The sequence below is a fragment of the Pseudarthrobacter linnaei genome (assembly GCF_055412825.1).
Map to the genome: position 1 here is coordinate 240143 of NZ_JBVAYX010000002.1, position 13464 is coordinate 253606.

Genomic DNA, 13464 nt, shown 5'->3' on the forward strand with positions numbered 1-13464 from the left:
GCGGGATGCGGTAGAGCCCGTCCTTGCCCGCCACGGCGGTCACCAGCTGTCCGGGCTGCCGGCGGGAGTCGCTGGCTTGGGGAACCCAAAGAGCCCCGGCCGCGCCCGGGGGCGCTCCTCCGACGCGGTGAACGGCCCGATCAGAACCTCTCTGGTCTCGGAGACTGTTTCCACCTCGCTCATGGATACAGCACGGTTCACGGCGGTCGCCTCAAGGATTTCGGGAATACCTAGCAGCGACGCTGCCAGTTGAGGATCGGAGAGCTCCTCACGGGTCAGCACTGGCAGTCCGGTGACGGCCGCGGTTTCCCGGACCGCCAGGGGCGAGCGGGTAAGCAACCCGGTTACAGCCAGGACCTCATGTCCCAATTTCTGCAGGTGAGTGACGCCGGCCAAGGCACCCATCGAGTCCGGCGACGCGAAGACGACCGCGTCAATCATCGATTTGAAAACCGCTGACTCCAACAGGCGGGATGTTTCGCCCTGGAAGATGCCGTCGGCGACTTCAACGAGGTTGAGAGCCGTCCCGGAGGCCGTGAGATGGTCGATCAGTTCGCCAAACTTGGTCTCAACCACGTCCATCGGCTGACGGTAGGTCGAGGCCAAGCCCACATCTGTGAAGTCCAGCATCCGGTGGGCACCGGCATCCAGCATGCACCAGTAGTCGTTGCCGGATCCCGTTCCGGTTACTTTGGTAGCGCCCACACGGATACCCGCCCTGCTCAGTCCGTGGACGAGGCAATGGACAGTGGTCGTTTTGCCCGAATTCATGGCAGTACCAATGACGGCAATGGTCCTGGGACGGCGGGTCTGCGGCCCGACCGGCTTCAGCGCAAAGTCCCGAATGTTAAGCGGGAGGCCCTTTGCGTCCCCTACGAGGCCGATGGGCTCGATTTCTGTCGCTTTGCGGACTGCCAGGCTGCGGCTGAGGACCTCGGAGGCGATCCCCCCAGAGGCGACGAGCTGCGCCCCTCCAAGGGTGGCCGGCACGTGCGATTCGAATTGGTCGGTCGCGTACCTGTCCCCGTACGTGACGATGATTTCATCGTCGTCGTGAAGTACCGCACGCCGCCCGTTCGGTTGCTCGATGTGACGGTGATGCCCCAACTGGACGATTCGGGCCAGCACCAAATCACCGGACCCTGGACGGACTGCCCCGGAAATCAGCGAACGCATCGCGTCCGGAGTTGCACGGCGGGTCGTGAAGGCGGCCTTGGCCGTTGCCACTCGCTCCGCGTCCAGCGGTTTGACCCAAATGCTTCGGTCTCTGCTCATGCCGAGCACGCTACGCGACGGTGTTATGGGTCCGGAAGCCCAGCCGCTACTCGTTTATCCGGAACTGGGTTACGTGCCTCGGAAGGGCGCCACTTAGTTTCCAGACGGCCCTACCCGGGCCTGGTCCGAAGCCGGTGCGGCAGGTGGCGGCCACCGGGTACCTGCCCACGGCGCCGCACACCTTGCGGCGTTCCGCCGCTACCAGGGAGTAACTTAGTGGCCGGCAGGCATGATTCCCATTTTGACGGGATGCAGCATAAATATTACGTATGGCGAGACGGAGATCAGGCCAACAACTCAGATCGAATACCGCTCGTCCTCGTGGTCGCCGGGGTGGTCCTTGACGAGGCCGGCGGCGAGGGTGTTGCCGTCCAGCGGGTCGATCACCAGGAACGCCCCGGTGCGGCGGTGGTGCAGGTAGTTCTCCAGCGGCAGCGGCGCGGCGAGCCGCAGCTGCGCGTGGCCGATGTCGTTGAGCTCCAGCGTCGTGGTGGGCTCGAGCTGGAAGTTGGCGAGGTCCAGCTTTCCCGTGACGTTCCGGACCAGGGCCTGGACCGTGCGGGTCCCGTGCTTGACCAGCACCTTGGCGCCCTCGCGAAGCGGTTTCGGCGAGAGCCAGCACAGCGCGGCGTACAGGTCGGCGGAGGCCTGCGGAATTTTGCCACCGGCGGGCCCGGCCGCCGCGATCGTGTCCCCGCGTGCCACGTCGAACTCGTCCGCCAGGCGCAGGGCCACCGACTGCGGGGCCACGGCCTCGGTCAGCCGCTGGCCCGCGAAGTCGATACCCGTCACCGTGGTGGTGCGCGGCGCCTGGCCCGGGGTGAGGACGCTGACCTGGTCCCCGAGTTTCACGGAGCCCTCGGTGATCTGGCCGGCATAGGCGCGGTAGTCGCGGAAGCCTTCGACGTCGATCCCGGCGGCGATAGCGTCGGGAGCCAGCGCCCCCTGCGGCCGGACCACGAGCTGGACCGGGAACCGGAAGCTCTCCAGGTGGCTTTCGAGTTCGTCCGCGGCCGGCAGGGTCTGCAGGACCTCGAGGAGGGCCGGGCCGTCGTACCAGGGGGTGCGGTCCGAGCGGTCCACGACGTTGTCGCCGTCGAGCGCGGAGACCGGGATGACGAAAAGATCCGTGATCCCGCCTGTATTTGGGTCGTCACGACCCAGTCCGAGCTCGCGGCCCACCTGCTGCACGTCGGCCTCGATCCCGCGGAACACGGCCTCGCTGAAGTCCACCAGGTCGATCTTGTTCACGGCGACAATCACGTGCGCCACGCGCAGCAGCTGCAGCACGGACAGGTGCCGGCGGGTCTGTTCGAGGACACCCTTGCGGGCGTCGATGAGCACGACGACGGCATCCGCGGTGGACGCGCCGGTCACCGTGTTCTTGGTGTACTGCACGTGCCCGGGGCAGTCCGCGAGGATGAAGCTGCGGCGGTCCGTGGCGAAGTAGCGGTAGGCGACGTCGATGGTGATGCCCTGTTCCCGCTCGGCACGCAGGCCGTCGGTGAGCAGCGCGAGGTCAATCCGCTGTTTCCCGTTGGGACCTTCGGCCGCGCCGGCCCCGCCGAAGCCGCGGTCCGCGGAAGTGCGGGCGACGGCGTCGAGCTGGTCGGCGAGGATCGCCTTGGAGTCGTGCAGGAGCCGGCCCACCAGGGTGGACTTGCCGTCGTCGACCGATCCGGCGGTCGCGAAGCGGAACAGGGTCGCAGAGGCAATGCGGTGGGCCAGCGGCGCCTCGTCAAGAAGGGCGGCCGCGCGGGCGGTGTCGATGTCGGTGCTCATTAGAAATAGCCATCCTTCTTGCGGTCTTCCATGGCGGCCTCGGAGATGCGGTCATCCGCCCGGGTGGCGCCACGTTCGGTGATGGTGGAGGCTGCAACTTCAATCACGACGTCGCGCACTGTGGCGGCGGCGGATACCACGGCGCCGGTGCAGGACATGTCCCCGACGGTCCGGTAGCGGACGGTCTTGGTGACGACCTGCTCGGTGTCGCGGGGCTGGGAGACCTCGCCGACCGCGCGCCACATGCCGTCGCGGGCGAAGACCTCGCGGTCGTGGGCGTAGTACAGGTGCGGCAGGTCGATGTTTTCGCGCTCGATGTAGCGCCAGACGTCGAGTTCGGTCCAGTTGCTGATCGGGAACGCGCGGACGTGCTGGCCGACGGTGTGCCGGCCGTTGTAGAGGTTCCACAGTTCGGGCCGCTGGTTGCGCGGGTCCCACTGGCCGAACTCGTCGCGCAGGCTCAGGATCCGTTCCTTGGCCCGGGCCTTGTCCTCGTCGCGGCGGCCGCCGCCGAACACGGCATCGAACTTGTTGCGCTGGATCGCGTCGAGCAGCGGGACGGTCTGCAGCGGGTTGCGGGTGCCGTCGGCACGCTCGGCCAGCTCGCCGGAATCGATGAACTCCTGGACACTGCCAACGACGAGCCGGAGCCCCAGCCGCTCCACCGTCCGGTCGCGGAACTCGATGACCTCGGGGAAATTGTGCCCGGTGTCCACGTGCAGCACCGGGAACGGCACCTTGCCCGGCCAGAACGCCTTGGTGGCCAGGTGCAGCATCACCACGGAGTCCTTGCCGCCGGAGAAGAGCAGCGCCGGCTTCTCGAACTCGGCCACGACCTCGCGGATGATGTGGATGGCCTCGGACTCGAGGGTGTCCAGGGACGACAGGCGGGCCGGGGCTGCATTCGGAGAATCAGCGTCAAGATCCAGCACGGAAAGCTCCAGATCCTCGTTGGTGGTTTTGATGCTCATACGTGTAGTCCGCATTCTGTCTTGTCGGTTCCTGCCCAGCGGCCGGCGCGGGGGTCATCGCCCGGCGCCACCTTGCGCGTGCAGGGCTGGCAGCCGATGGACGGGTAGCCCTGTGAAAGCAGCGGGTTGACGGGGAGGAGGTTGTCATCGGAGTACTGCACCAGCTGGTCGAAGCTCCATGCCGCGACCGGGTTGACCTTGACCAGGCCGTTGGTCTCGTCCCAGGTGACCAGCGGGGTATTGGTGCGGGTGGGGGCCTCGTCGCGGCGGACGCCGGTGAACCAGAGTTCGTAGCCGGCCAGGGTGCGGCGCAGCGGTGCCACCTTGCGCAGCGCGCAGCACTGGGCGGGGTCGCGGGCGAAGAGGTCCTTGCCGAGCAGCCGGTCCTGCTGCTCCACGGTGTTCTCCGGCAGCACGTCGACGACGTTCACGCGCAGGCTCGCCGCGACCTCGTTGCGGGTCGCGAAAGTTTCCGGGAAGTGGTAGCCGGTCTCCAGGAAAAGCACGTCGACGCCGGGAAGCTGGTCCGCGACCAGCGCCGGGAGGACGGCGTCGGCCATGGAGCAGGCGACGGCGACGGCGGGCAGCTCGAAGTGGCGCGCCACCCAGGCGATCACCTCGCGGGCCGGGGCGTCCCAGCCGAGCTCGGCGGCGCCGGATTCGGCGACGGCCGTGAGCTCGTCGTGGGTGCGGAGTGCTTGGGTCCGGGTCACTGCAGATCACCCTCAGCGGCCGCGAAGGCCCACTCGGCGAAGGTCTGGCCCTCGGTGTGGTCGGCCACGAACTTCCGGACCACGCGTTCCACGTAGTCGGGGAGGTCTTCGGCCGTGACCTTGAGGCCGCGGACGGTGCGTCCGAGGCCCGCTTCCTCGCGGCTCTCGGAAGCCAGCCCGCCGCCGAGGTGGACCTGGAAACCCGGGGTGGGGTCGCCGTCGGGCGTGGGAAGCATCATGCCCTTGAGGCCGATGTCCGCGGTCTGGATCCGGGCGCAGGAGTTGGGGCAGCCGTTGATGTGCAGCGACAGGGCCTGCGGGAGCTGCCGGGACTCGACGAGGTCGGCGAGGCGGCGTTCCAGCTCGGCGACCGCGGTGGCGGCCGTGAGCTTGGTTTCGACGATGGCGAGCTTGCAGTATTCGATGCCGGTGCAGGCGATGGTGCCGCGGCGGAACACGGACGGGCGGGCGGAGAGGCCCAGGGCATCGAGTTCGGCGACAAGCGGTTCCACCTGGTCCTTGGGCACATCGAGGACGACGAGCTTCTGGTGCGGGGTGGTGCGCAGCCGCTGCGAACCGCGGGCTTCCAGGGTGTCGGCGAGCTTCACTAGCTGGCCGCCGGAGAGGCGCCCGGCGAGCGGGGTGGCGCCGATGAAGAACTTGCCGTCCTTCTGTTCGTGCACGCCGATGTGGTCGCCCGGGGTGGAGGGCTTGGGCGCAGCCGGGCCGTCGTCGAGCTTGTAGCCGAGGTATTCGTCCTCGAGGACCTGGCGGAACTTCACCGGTCCCCAGTCGGCCAGCAGGAACTTCAGCCGGGCCTTGGTGCGCATGCGCCGGTAGCCGTAGTCGCGGAAAATGCTGGTCACGCCCAGCCAGACGTCGGCGGCCTGGTCCGGCCGGACGAAGGCGCCGAGGCGCTTGCCCAGCATCGGGTTGGTGGAGAGCGCGCCGCCCACCCAGAGGTCGTAGCCGATGCCGAGCTCCGGGTGGACCAGGCCCACCAGGGCGACGTCGTTGATCTCGTGCACCACGTCCTGGCTGGGGTGGCCGGTGATGGCGGTCTTGAATTTGCGCGGCAGGTTGGCCAGTTCCGGGTCGCCGATGAACCGTTCGGCCAGCTCGTGGATCAGCGGCGTGGGGTCGATGATTTCGTCCTTGGCGATGCCGGCGACCGGGGAGCCGAGGATGACGCGGGGGACGTCGCCGCAGGCTTCCGTGGTGGACAGGTCCACCGATTCGAGCCGGCGCCAGATTTCCGGCACGTCCTCGACCCGGATCCAGTGCAGCTGGATGTTCTGGCGGTCGGTGAGGTCGGCCGAGTCGCGGGCGAAGTCGACGGAGATCTGGCCGATGACGCGCAGCTGCCCGGTGGTGAGGGCGCCGCCGTCGATCCTGACCCGCAGCATGAAGTACTTGTCCTCGAGCTCGTGCGGCTCGAGCGTTGCGGTCTTGCCGCCGTCGATCCCGGGCTTGCGCTGGGTGTAGAGGCCCCACCAGCGGAAGCGGCCGTGCAGGTCCGTGCCCTCGATCGAGTCGAAGCCGTGTTTGGAGTAGACGGACTCGATACGCTCGCGGACGTTCAGGCCGTTGTCTTCCTGCTTCCAGGTTTCGTTGGCGTTCAGCGGCGCGGTGCCGTCCACTTTCCACTGCCCGTGCGGCTTTGCGGCGGGGCGGGAGGTGGGGCGCTTGGTGCGGCCTGGGGCAGCCTGGTCCGGGGACGCTCCGGCTAGAGCTGTATCAGTCATGGATCGACTGTAGGGGCGGCCTTAATGCCGTTCCAAAGGTCCGGAAACGCGGGGTCACCTAGGGCAACAAATCGTCACGAAGCACCGGCGGGCCTTGAAGCGGCGGGGGCGGTGTGCATGGTGCGGGGTGCAGGCCGGCCGTGCCCCAGGCGGGTCAGGCCCCGCATCGAGCGCGGCCGCGAGCGCGGCGTCAGGCCCCCGCGGCGAGCGCGGCGTCGTAGCGTTCCAGCGCGATTTCGGCGAGCACGGGCGAGGGCAGCAGGGCCGCCGTGACGAGGTCGGCGCCGGCCTTGCCGAGCTGGTCGTGGAAGAAGCCCGGGGCCAGCAGGTAGGCGGCGATGACCACCCGGCCGCCCAGGTCCACCGCCCCGGCGGACTCCCCCGCGCCGGCGCCGCCTGCGGCCTCCTCGCGGAGCATGGCCACGGCTTCGGGCACGGACGGCTTCGCGGACGCCCCGTAGGCGGCCATGATCCGGTTGGACCGCAGCGCGCGCAGCTGGACCGTGAGTTCCTCGACATTCTGCGCGGCGGTGGGGTCGGAGGACCCGGCAGCGGCGAGGATCACGGCGTCGTTGTCGGTCACCCCGGCCTCCCGGAGCCGGACGTCCAGCAGCGCCGCGAGCCGCGGGTCGGGCCCCAGCGGCGCGGCGGCGCGGGTGCCCGGGCGGCTCTTGACGGCCCGGGCGATGTCCACCTTGACGTGGTAGCCGACGCTGAGCAGCAGCGGGACAACGACGGCGGTCTCCCCCGCCGGCAGGCCCGCGACCACGTCCGGCAGCTCGGGGTCCTGGACATCGACGTAGGCCTCGCGGACGTCGAGTCCGGGCCGCAGCGCGGCGATCCCGGCCCGGAGGGCGTTGACTTCGGCGGCGCCCTCGGTACTTGACGTGCCGTGGGCGCAGGCGATCAGGATGGGGCTATTCATAGCCGTTAGCGTAGCCTTGGACCCGCCCCATCCGCCCCCCTGATAGCCCCCGGGACCCTCCATGACTTTTTCCTTCAGCGTTGTCCTGCTCTGGCTGGACCTGGCCGGTGTCTTCTTCTTCGCGGTCTCCGGGTCCCTGCTCGCGGCGCGGAAACAGTTCGACATCATCGGCTCCCTGCTCCTAGCCTCGGTGGTGAGCCTGGGCGGCGGCGTCATCCGCGACATCATCATCAACGCCGGCCCGCCGACGGCCTTCACCAACCCGGCCTACCTGGCGCCGCCGCTGCTGGCCGCGGTGCTGGTGTACTTCCTGTTCTCCAGCGTCCAGCGCTACACCTCGCTGCTCATCCTGTTCGATGCCGGCGGACTGGCGCTCTTCTGCATCACCGGTACCCTCAAGGCGATGGACGCCGGGATGAACCCCGTTGCGGCGGTGCTCCTCGGGGTCACGACGGCGGTGGGCGGCGGCCTGCTGCGCGACATCACTGCCAATGAGGTGCCGCAGCTGTTCGATCCGAGGGACATCTACGCGCTGCCGGCGTTTGCGGGGGCGGCACTGACCATGGTCCTGTCCGTCACGGGCACCTTCAACGCGGTCACCGCGGGGGCCGTTGCGGCCATCGTTTTCGCCTTCCGCGTCACGGCCTGGCGGCGCCAATGGCACGTTCCGCTGGCGGTCCGCGGCTGGCACCGGCTCGGCCTGGGCGCGGCGAGTGGCGGTCCCAAGGATTAGCTAGGATAAGAACCATGACTGACATGTTCCTCGAGAAGTTCCGCGCGCTTGTTCCGAAGTATCTCGAAGACGAATGGCAGGAAGAGGATGGCCTCCTGGCCGAGGAGCTGGACGATGCCCTCGCCGAGCACCAGTTCCAGGTGCCGATGGTGTTGCGGGAGTTCTACCTCGCGGTCGGCGGTTGCGAGGACATCATGGAGGCGTACCACTACTTCTGGGACCCCGAAGAGCTCGAAGTTGATGACGAGGGCTTCCTCATGTTCCTCGAGGACGAGGAAGAACAGTTCACCTGGGGTTTCCGGGTCGGCGACCTCAGTGTCCCGGACCCGATCGTGTACCGCCGCAACAATGCCCGCGGCCAGTGGAAGAGCGAAGAGGGAACGTTCTCGGAGTTCGTCTTCGACATGTTCGAGTGGGCCTTCAACGACGAGGACGAGGACTAACCTCCTCTTCGCCGGCGGATTCTCCCCACCTTTGACTGGCACATCCCGCGTGTTGCCCCGAATTGCGGGGATTCCCGGCGTCGGGAAGCCACAAGTGGGGAATCTCAGCGCACCGCCCGGCCCCGCAGGACCTGCCACACTTCCCGGACGATCTTTTGCTGGTTGTAGACAACGTCCTGGTACCCGTAACGGAGCACGGCGTAGCCGGTCAGGGTGCTGGCATTGTTCCTCAGGCGGTCTTTCTTGACCTGCCGGGGTTCGAAGTGCGTGCCTCCATCGATCTCCACGATGAGGAAGCCTTCAAGCAGGAAGTCCACAATGCCGATTCCCGGCAGGTCCACCTGCGTCTGGGTGTAGATCCCTTCACTCCGGAACAGCAGCCTGGCCACAACTTCTATCGCGGAGTCCGCGGTTCCGTCGACTAGGTCCAGGACCCTGCGTGCCCCTCCGTTTCGATTTCCCGGAAGACGTTGCCCGAGATAGCCGAGCGTGGTGCGGCCCTGAACCAGGGCGCTTTCCACCATGACCACGGCTTCGACAGCGGGCAGGCACCGCACTGCATGCAACAACGAGTTGGTTATCCCAGCCACCGGGCGGGGGAAATCCGGCGGCACCACACTGCCACGATGAATCACGACCCCGGCAACGGAGCCATGCCGGCACAGGAGGTGCAGCCGCTCCGGGGCATACAGTCTCCAGAGCCCGTGGTGCGGGGCCGCCGAGGCGCAGCACAGCAGTCCGTTGGCCAGTACGGCGGCAACGAAGTCCGGCTGCGCACCGTGCAGCGCCACTACTCCGTGCCGCAACCGCACCGCCTGCCCGGAAGCCAGGGTGCTCCTGATGGCCCGTTCGGTGAATCCGGCCTGCAACAGCGTCGCCGTCCGGGCCACCGAGCCGGCGTATTTCAAGTACTCGGTGACGTCCATGACTCCAGCAGACCCGTCGGGGACCATGTCGTAGACCCGGCGGTTGGACTATGTGGACAAAACGCTCCGCCGAATCTCCCCACTTATCAGACACCCCCCACGGCGTGCCGCAGCGAAAGGCCAGGGGTTACGTCAATGCAACGTTGAAACGTGGGGAAAGTCCTTCGGGAATCACCTGATAAGCCTGTGACAAGCCATTTACATAGGATCTAGACAGCGTGACATTTCTGTCATATGCTCGTTCGTGGGTTCACTAAATGCCTCCGGTGGATCTGATGCGAACGGAGAAATGGCCCCGGTTCGACGCAACGGATGACTCGCCGTTGCAGGAACCGGGGCCATTCCGTTTAAGCCGGAAAACCCAGGACTATGAAATCCGCCGAAACCGGACCCAACCAAACTCAGCTGGCGCGGTCCACCACTGCCAGCGCGAAGTTGGTCAGCGAGTCCTTCACAACGCCCTCGGGGAGCGGCACGAGGGCGGCAATTGCCTCGTCGGCCCAGGCCCGGGCCACCACCCAGGATTCCGCCGTCACGGGATGCTCCCGCAGGCCCGCGACGGCGGCGGCGAGGGCCTCGTCGGAGCTGAGGTCTCCGTCGATGAGCTTCAGGAGTTCGACGGCGGACTGGTCACCGTCGTCGGCCTTCTTGCGCAGCAGCAGGACCGGCAGCGTCGGCACCCCTTCCCGCAGGTCGGTGCCCGGGGACTTGCCGGACTTGACTTTGACGCCGGTGACATCGATGACGTCGTCGGCGAGCTGGAAGGCCACGCCCACCTTTTCGCCGTACTCGACCAGCATCGGTTCGTAGGCTTCGTCGGCGCCGGAGAAGATCGCGCCGAGCTGCCCGGAGGCCGCCACCAGCGAGCCGGTCTTGTCCGCGATGACCGAGAGGTAGTGCTCCACCGGGTCCTCGTCCGGGCGCGGCCCCACGGTTTCGTGCAGCTGGCCCAGGCAGAGCCGTTCAAAGGTGCGGGCCTGGATGCCCAGCGCGCGGGAACCGAGCTCGGAGACCAGGATGGAGGCGCGGGCAAAAATCAGGTCGCCGGTCAGGACCGCGACGGAGTTGCCCCAGACCTCGTGCGCCGTGGGGGCGCCGCGGCGGAACGGAGCGGAGTCCATCACATCGTCGTGGTAGAGCGTCGCCAGGTGGGTGAGTTCGACGACGACGGCGGCCTGCACCACGGCGGGCCGGGAGGCGTCGCCCAGGTGGGCGCAGAGCAGAGTCAACAATGGCCGGATGCGCTTGCCGCCGGCCTCCACGAGGTGGCGCGACGTGGCGTCAGCCAGCGGATCGGAGTTGGCGATGGCTTCGCGCAGCTTCTTCTCCACGCGGGCCAGGTTGGTGGTGATCGCCGGCCCCAGTTCGGGGTCCCCGGCGATCGCGGCAAAGCCAGCCGGCAGCTGCAATCCGGTGGCGATCGCGGTGGTGTTGAGGTCGGGCTCGGAGCTCGGCAGGCCGTGTCCGGCGTGCGTCCAGCTTTGGTCTGCAGAGTTGGTCACGGGTTAACCCTAACTATTGTTGCGGAAACCGCGGAGTTGGCGCCGGTGTGCGCAGGGATGTCGGTGCGGGACGGGCCAGTCTGCGGCGAGGCCGCGCTGCCGGCGTCCGATCTGGGCAGAGCCTGGTTGGGCGCCGCCGCACTGCCAGCGTCCGACCTGGGCAAGGCCTGGTTGGGCGCCGCCGCACTGCCGGCGTCCGCCCGGGACGGGCCCTGATTGGACGTCGCCGGGCCCAGCGATTCCAGCACCCGGATGACGCGGTCCTCGAAGCTCTTGGCCGCGGGGTCGGTCAGGTTGGCCAGCAGCCTCACGACGAAGCGCATCAGGACAGGGATGGGCATGCCCGTCCGGAGGGCCAGTTTCATCACGGCCGGTTTGCCGATCAGGGCGGCGAAGGCCCGGCCGAGGGTGAAGTGCGATCCCCACTGGTCCCGCACATAGTCCGCGTACCGCGAAAGGTGCGCATCGGCGTCGGCCGGGCCCCAGCCCGCGGAGGCAGAGCGCGCGGCGCCGTCGATGATGAACTCGGCCGCAAACCGGGCGGATTCCATGGCGTAGGAGATGCCCTCGCCGTTAAACGGGGAGACCATGCCGCCGGCGTCGCCGAGCAACAGGAGGCCCGGCGAGTAGTGCGGGGTGCGGTTGAAGCCCATCGGCAGCGCTGCGCCGCGGATCTCACCGACCTGGTTTTCCGGGGTGAAGCCCCACTCGGCGGGCATGCCGGCGGTCCATTCGCGCAGGACCTGCTTGTAGTCGAGCTTGCCGAATTCCTTGGATGAGTTCAGGATGCCCAGGCCGACGTTGGAGGTGCCGTCGCCGACGCCGAACACCCAGCCGTAGCCGGGGAGCAGCTTGCCGTCGCGGCCGAGCGAGCCGGCGGGGGGCCCGCGGCGAGCTTGCGAGACGTGGGAAGCCGGCGAACGGAGCTCCAGCCAGCCTTCCATCCAGTCGTCGTCGTGCCGCGGCGAGGTGAAGTAGGTGCGGACGGCGACGCCGAGCGGCCGGTCATCGCGCTTCCGGATTCCCAGCGACACCGCGGTGCGGCTGGAGTTCCCATCGGCGGCGAGGACGACGTCGGCGGTGAAGTCCCGGGTCTCCCCCGTCTTGCGGCCGGACTCATCCAGCAGGGCGGCGCGGACCCCGGTGACGCGGCCGTCGTCGTCGCGAAGTGCCTCGGTGACGCTGTGGCGTTCCAGCACGACGGCGCCCGCGGACTGGGCGTGCCGGGCCAGTTCCTCATCGAAGCCCAGGCGGGTCCGGATCAGTCCGTACTGCGGGAAGTCGGAGACCTCGGGCCAGGGCAGTTCGATGCTGCGGCCGCCGGCCAGCAGGCGCAGGCCCTTGTTGCGGCGCCAGCCGTCGCCCTCGGGGTGCGGCAGGCCGAGCTTCTGGATCTCGCGGACGGCGCGGGGGGTGAGCCCGTCGCCGCAGACCTTTTCCCGCGGGAAGCTGGTCTTTTCCAGCACCGTGACGTCGATGCCCGCCTGCGCCAGGTAGTAGGCGGCAGTGGATCCGGCCGGACCTGCTCCGACGATCAGTACTTTCACGGCGTCGGTGGACTAACGCGCGGGCCGGGTGATGTTGCGGCGCAGCTTCGCCACCGGTCCGGTGTGGTTCGCCAGCGCCTTCGCGCCAGCGGCAGGGTCAGTTGACGCACCGGTCTCGGCGCCGGGCTTGACGCCGCGGTGCACCGCGACGATGCCGCCGCTGAGATTGCGGTAGGAAGCCTTGTCCCAGCCGGCTTCCTGCAGCCAGGCCGCGAGGTGGTCCTGGTCCGGCCAGGCGCGGATGGACTCGGCAAGGTAAACGTAGGCGTCCGGGTTGGAGGAGACCTTGACGGCGATCGCGGGGAGCGCGCGCATGAGGTATTCGGTGTACATGGTCCGCCACAGCGGCACCACGGGCTGGGAGAACTCGGCGATGACGAGCTTGCCGCCGGGCTTGGTGACCCGGAGCATCTCGGCCAGGGCCTTCTTGGGCTCGTTGACGTTGCGCAGGCCGAAGGAGATGGTGCTGGCATCGAAGGTGTTGTCCGCGAATGGCAGGCGCGTGGCGTCGCCGGCGATGAAGTCGATGTCGGGGCGGCGGCGCTTGCCGACCTTGAGCATGCCGAGGGAGAAGTCGCAGGCGATCACATCGATGCCGGCGTCGGCATACGGTTCGCTGGAGGTGCCCGTGCCGGCGGCGAGGTCGAGCACCCGCTGGCCGGGCTTCACATCCATGGCTTCGACCACAACCTTGCGCCAACGGCGCGTCTGCCCCATTGACAGGACATCGTTGACGACGTCGTATTTGGGGGCGACGTCGTCAAACATCGTGGCTACTTCGTCCGGACGCTTATCCAAGGATGCTCGGTTCACCCTGACATTGTCTCAAATGATCAGCACACACCCTAACCACGCCTGAACTGGGGCTGAACTGCGCGTCGGCAGCGCTTGAGCGGAGCCCC

At 68.0% G+C, this 13464-nt stretch carries 11 protein-coding genes and 1 pseudogene; 2 read left to right on the top strand and 10 right to left on the bottom strand.

Features of this window, described 5'->3' with window-relative positions; all coding sequences use genetic code 11:
* Positions 1–39: 39 nt before the first annotated feature.
* The 6 genes from ACZYZ3_RS03125 to ACZYZ3_RS03150 all read right to left on the bottom strand — a co-directional run bounded on the left by ACZYZ3_RS03125 (position 40) and on the right by ACZYZ3_RS03150 (position 7411).
* Positions 40–1275 (bottom strand): DUF1611 domain-containing protein, encoded by a 1236-nt coding sequence (locus ACZYZ3_RS03125; RefSeq protein ID WP_463962379.1) that lies wholly within the window; start codon positions 1273–1275, stop codon positions 40–42.
* A gap of 297 nt (positions 1276–1572) precedes the next feature.
* Positions 1573–3057 carry a sulfate adenylyltransferase subunit 1 gene (locus ACZYZ3_RS03130; RefSeq protein ID WP_463962380.1) on the bottom strand — a complete coding sequence of 495 codons (1485 nt, stop codon included), beginning with the start codon at positions 3055–3057 and terminating at the stop codon, positions 1573–1575.
* A complete protein-coding gene (gene cysD / locus ACZYZ3_RS03135; protein ID WP_463962381.1) occupies positions 3057–4028 on the bottom strand; it encodes a sulfate adenylyltransferase subunit CysD in 972 nt (323 codons plus the stop codon). Before cysD ends, ACZYZ3_RS03130 begins: the two co-directional genes overlap by 1 nt.
* A complete protein-coding gene (locus tag ACZYZ3_RS03140; RefSeq protein WP_463962382.1) occupies positions 4025–4741 on the bottom strand; it encodes a phosphoadenylyl-sulfate reductase in 717 nt (238 codons plus the stop codon). Before ACZYZ3_RS03140 ends, cysD begins: the two co-directional genes overlap by 4 nt.
* A complete protein-coding gene (locus ACZYZ3_RS03145; protein WP_463962383.1) occupies positions 4738–6486 on the bottom strand; it encodes a nitrite/sulfite reductase in 1749 nt (582 codons plus the stop codon). Before ACZYZ3_RS03145 ends, ACZYZ3_RS03140 begins: the two co-directional genes overlap by 4 nt.
* Before the next feature lie 190 nt (positions 6487–6676).
* Entirely contained in the window at positions 6677–7411 is a 735-nt protein-coding gene (locus tag ACZYZ3_RS03150; protein WP_463962384.1) for a sirohydrochlorin chelatase, read from the bottom strand.
* A gap of 61 nt (positions 7412–7472) precedes the next feature.
* Here ACZYZ3_RS03150 and ACZYZ3_RS03155 point away from each other — a divergent pair, with 61 nt between their 5' ends.
* Both ACZYZ3_RS03155 and ACZYZ3_RS03160 read left to right on the top strand, forming a co-directional pair.
* A complete protein-coding gene (locus ACZYZ3_RS03155) occupies positions 7473–8144 on the top strand; it encodes a trimeric intracellular cation channel family protein (protein ID WP_463962385.1) in 672 nt (223 codons plus the stop codon).
* A gap of 14 nt (positions 8145–8158) precedes the next feature.
* Positions 8159–8587, top strand: coding sequence for a hypothetical protein (locus ACZYZ3_RS03160; protein ID WP_463962386.1), 429 nt, complete (start codon positions 8159–8161; stop codon positions 8585–8587).
* A 104-nt stretch (positions 8588–8691) separates the two neighbouring features.
* On the opposite strand, the gene ACZYZ3_RS03165 is transcribed toward ACZYZ3_RS03160, so the two are convergent.
* The 4 genes and pseudogenes from ACZYZ3_RS03165 to ACZYZ3_RS03180 form a co-directional block, all read right to left on the bottom strand.
* Positions 8692–9513 carry an endonuclease domain-containing protein gene (locus ACZYZ3_RS03165; RefSeq protein WP_463962387.1) on the bottom strand — a complete coding sequence of 274 codons (822 nt, stop codon included), beginning with the start codon at positions 9511–9513 and terminating at the stop codon, positions 8692–8694.
* A gap of 401 nt (positions 9514–9914) precedes the next feature.
* Positions 9915–11015 (bottom strand): polyprenyl synthetase family protein, encoded by a 1101-nt coding sequence (locus tag ACZYZ3_RS03170; protein WP_463962388.1) that lies wholly within the window; start codon positions 11013–11015, stop codon positions 9915–9917.
* A gap of 197 nt (positions 11016–11212) precedes the next feature.
* Positions 11213–12562, bottom strand: a pseudogene (locus ACZYZ3_RS03175) (geranylgeranyl reductase family protein); the annotation flags it as partial.
* A gap of 12 nt (positions 12563–12574) precedes the next feature.
* Positions 12575–13375 carry a demethylmenaquinone methyltransferase gene (locus ACZYZ3_RS03180; RefSeq protein ID WP_463962389.1) on the bottom strand — a complete coding sequence of 267 codons (801 nt, stop codon included), beginning with the start codon at positions 13373–13375 and terminating at the stop codon, positions 12575–12577.
* Between the last annotated feature and the right edge of the window lie 89 nt (positions 13376–13464).

Excerpts from the sequence above, each read along its gene's own strand:
- ACZYZ3_RS03155 (WP_463962385.1), top strand. The coding sequence starts at position 7,473 with ATGACTTTTTCCTTCAGCGTTGTCCTGCTCTGGCTGGACCTGGCCGGT.
- ACZYZ3_RS03145 (WP_463962383.1), bottom strand. The coding sequence starts at position 6,486 with ATGACTGATACAGCTCTAGCCGGAGCGTCCCCGGACCAGGCTGCCCCA.
- cysD (WP_463962381.1), bottom strand. The coding sequence starts at position 4,028 with ATGAGCATCAAAACCACCAACGAGGATCTGGAGCTTTCCGTGCTGGAT.
- ACZYZ3_RS03150 (WP_463962384.1), bottom strand. The coding sequence starts at position 7,411 with ATGAATAGCCCCATCCTGATCGCCTGCGCCCACGGCACGTCAAGTACC.
- ACZYZ3_RS03165 (WP_463962387.1), bottom strand. The coding sequence starts at position 9,513 with ATGGACGTCACCGAGTACTTGAAATACGCCGGCTCGGTGGCCCGGACG.
- ACZYZ3_RS03130 (WP_463962380.1), bottom strand. The coding sequence starts at position 3,057 with ATGAGCACCGACATCGACACCGCCCGCGCGGCCGCCCTTCTTGACGAG.
- ACZYZ3_RS03160 (WP_463962386.1), top strand. The coding sequence starts at position 8,159 with ATGACTGACATGTTCCTCGAGAAGTTCCGCGCGCTTGTTCCGAAGTAT.
- ACZYZ3_RS03125 (WP_463962379.1), bottom strand. The coding sequence starts at position 1,275 with ATGAGCAGAGACCGAAGCATTTGGGTCAAACCGCTGGACGCGGAGCGA.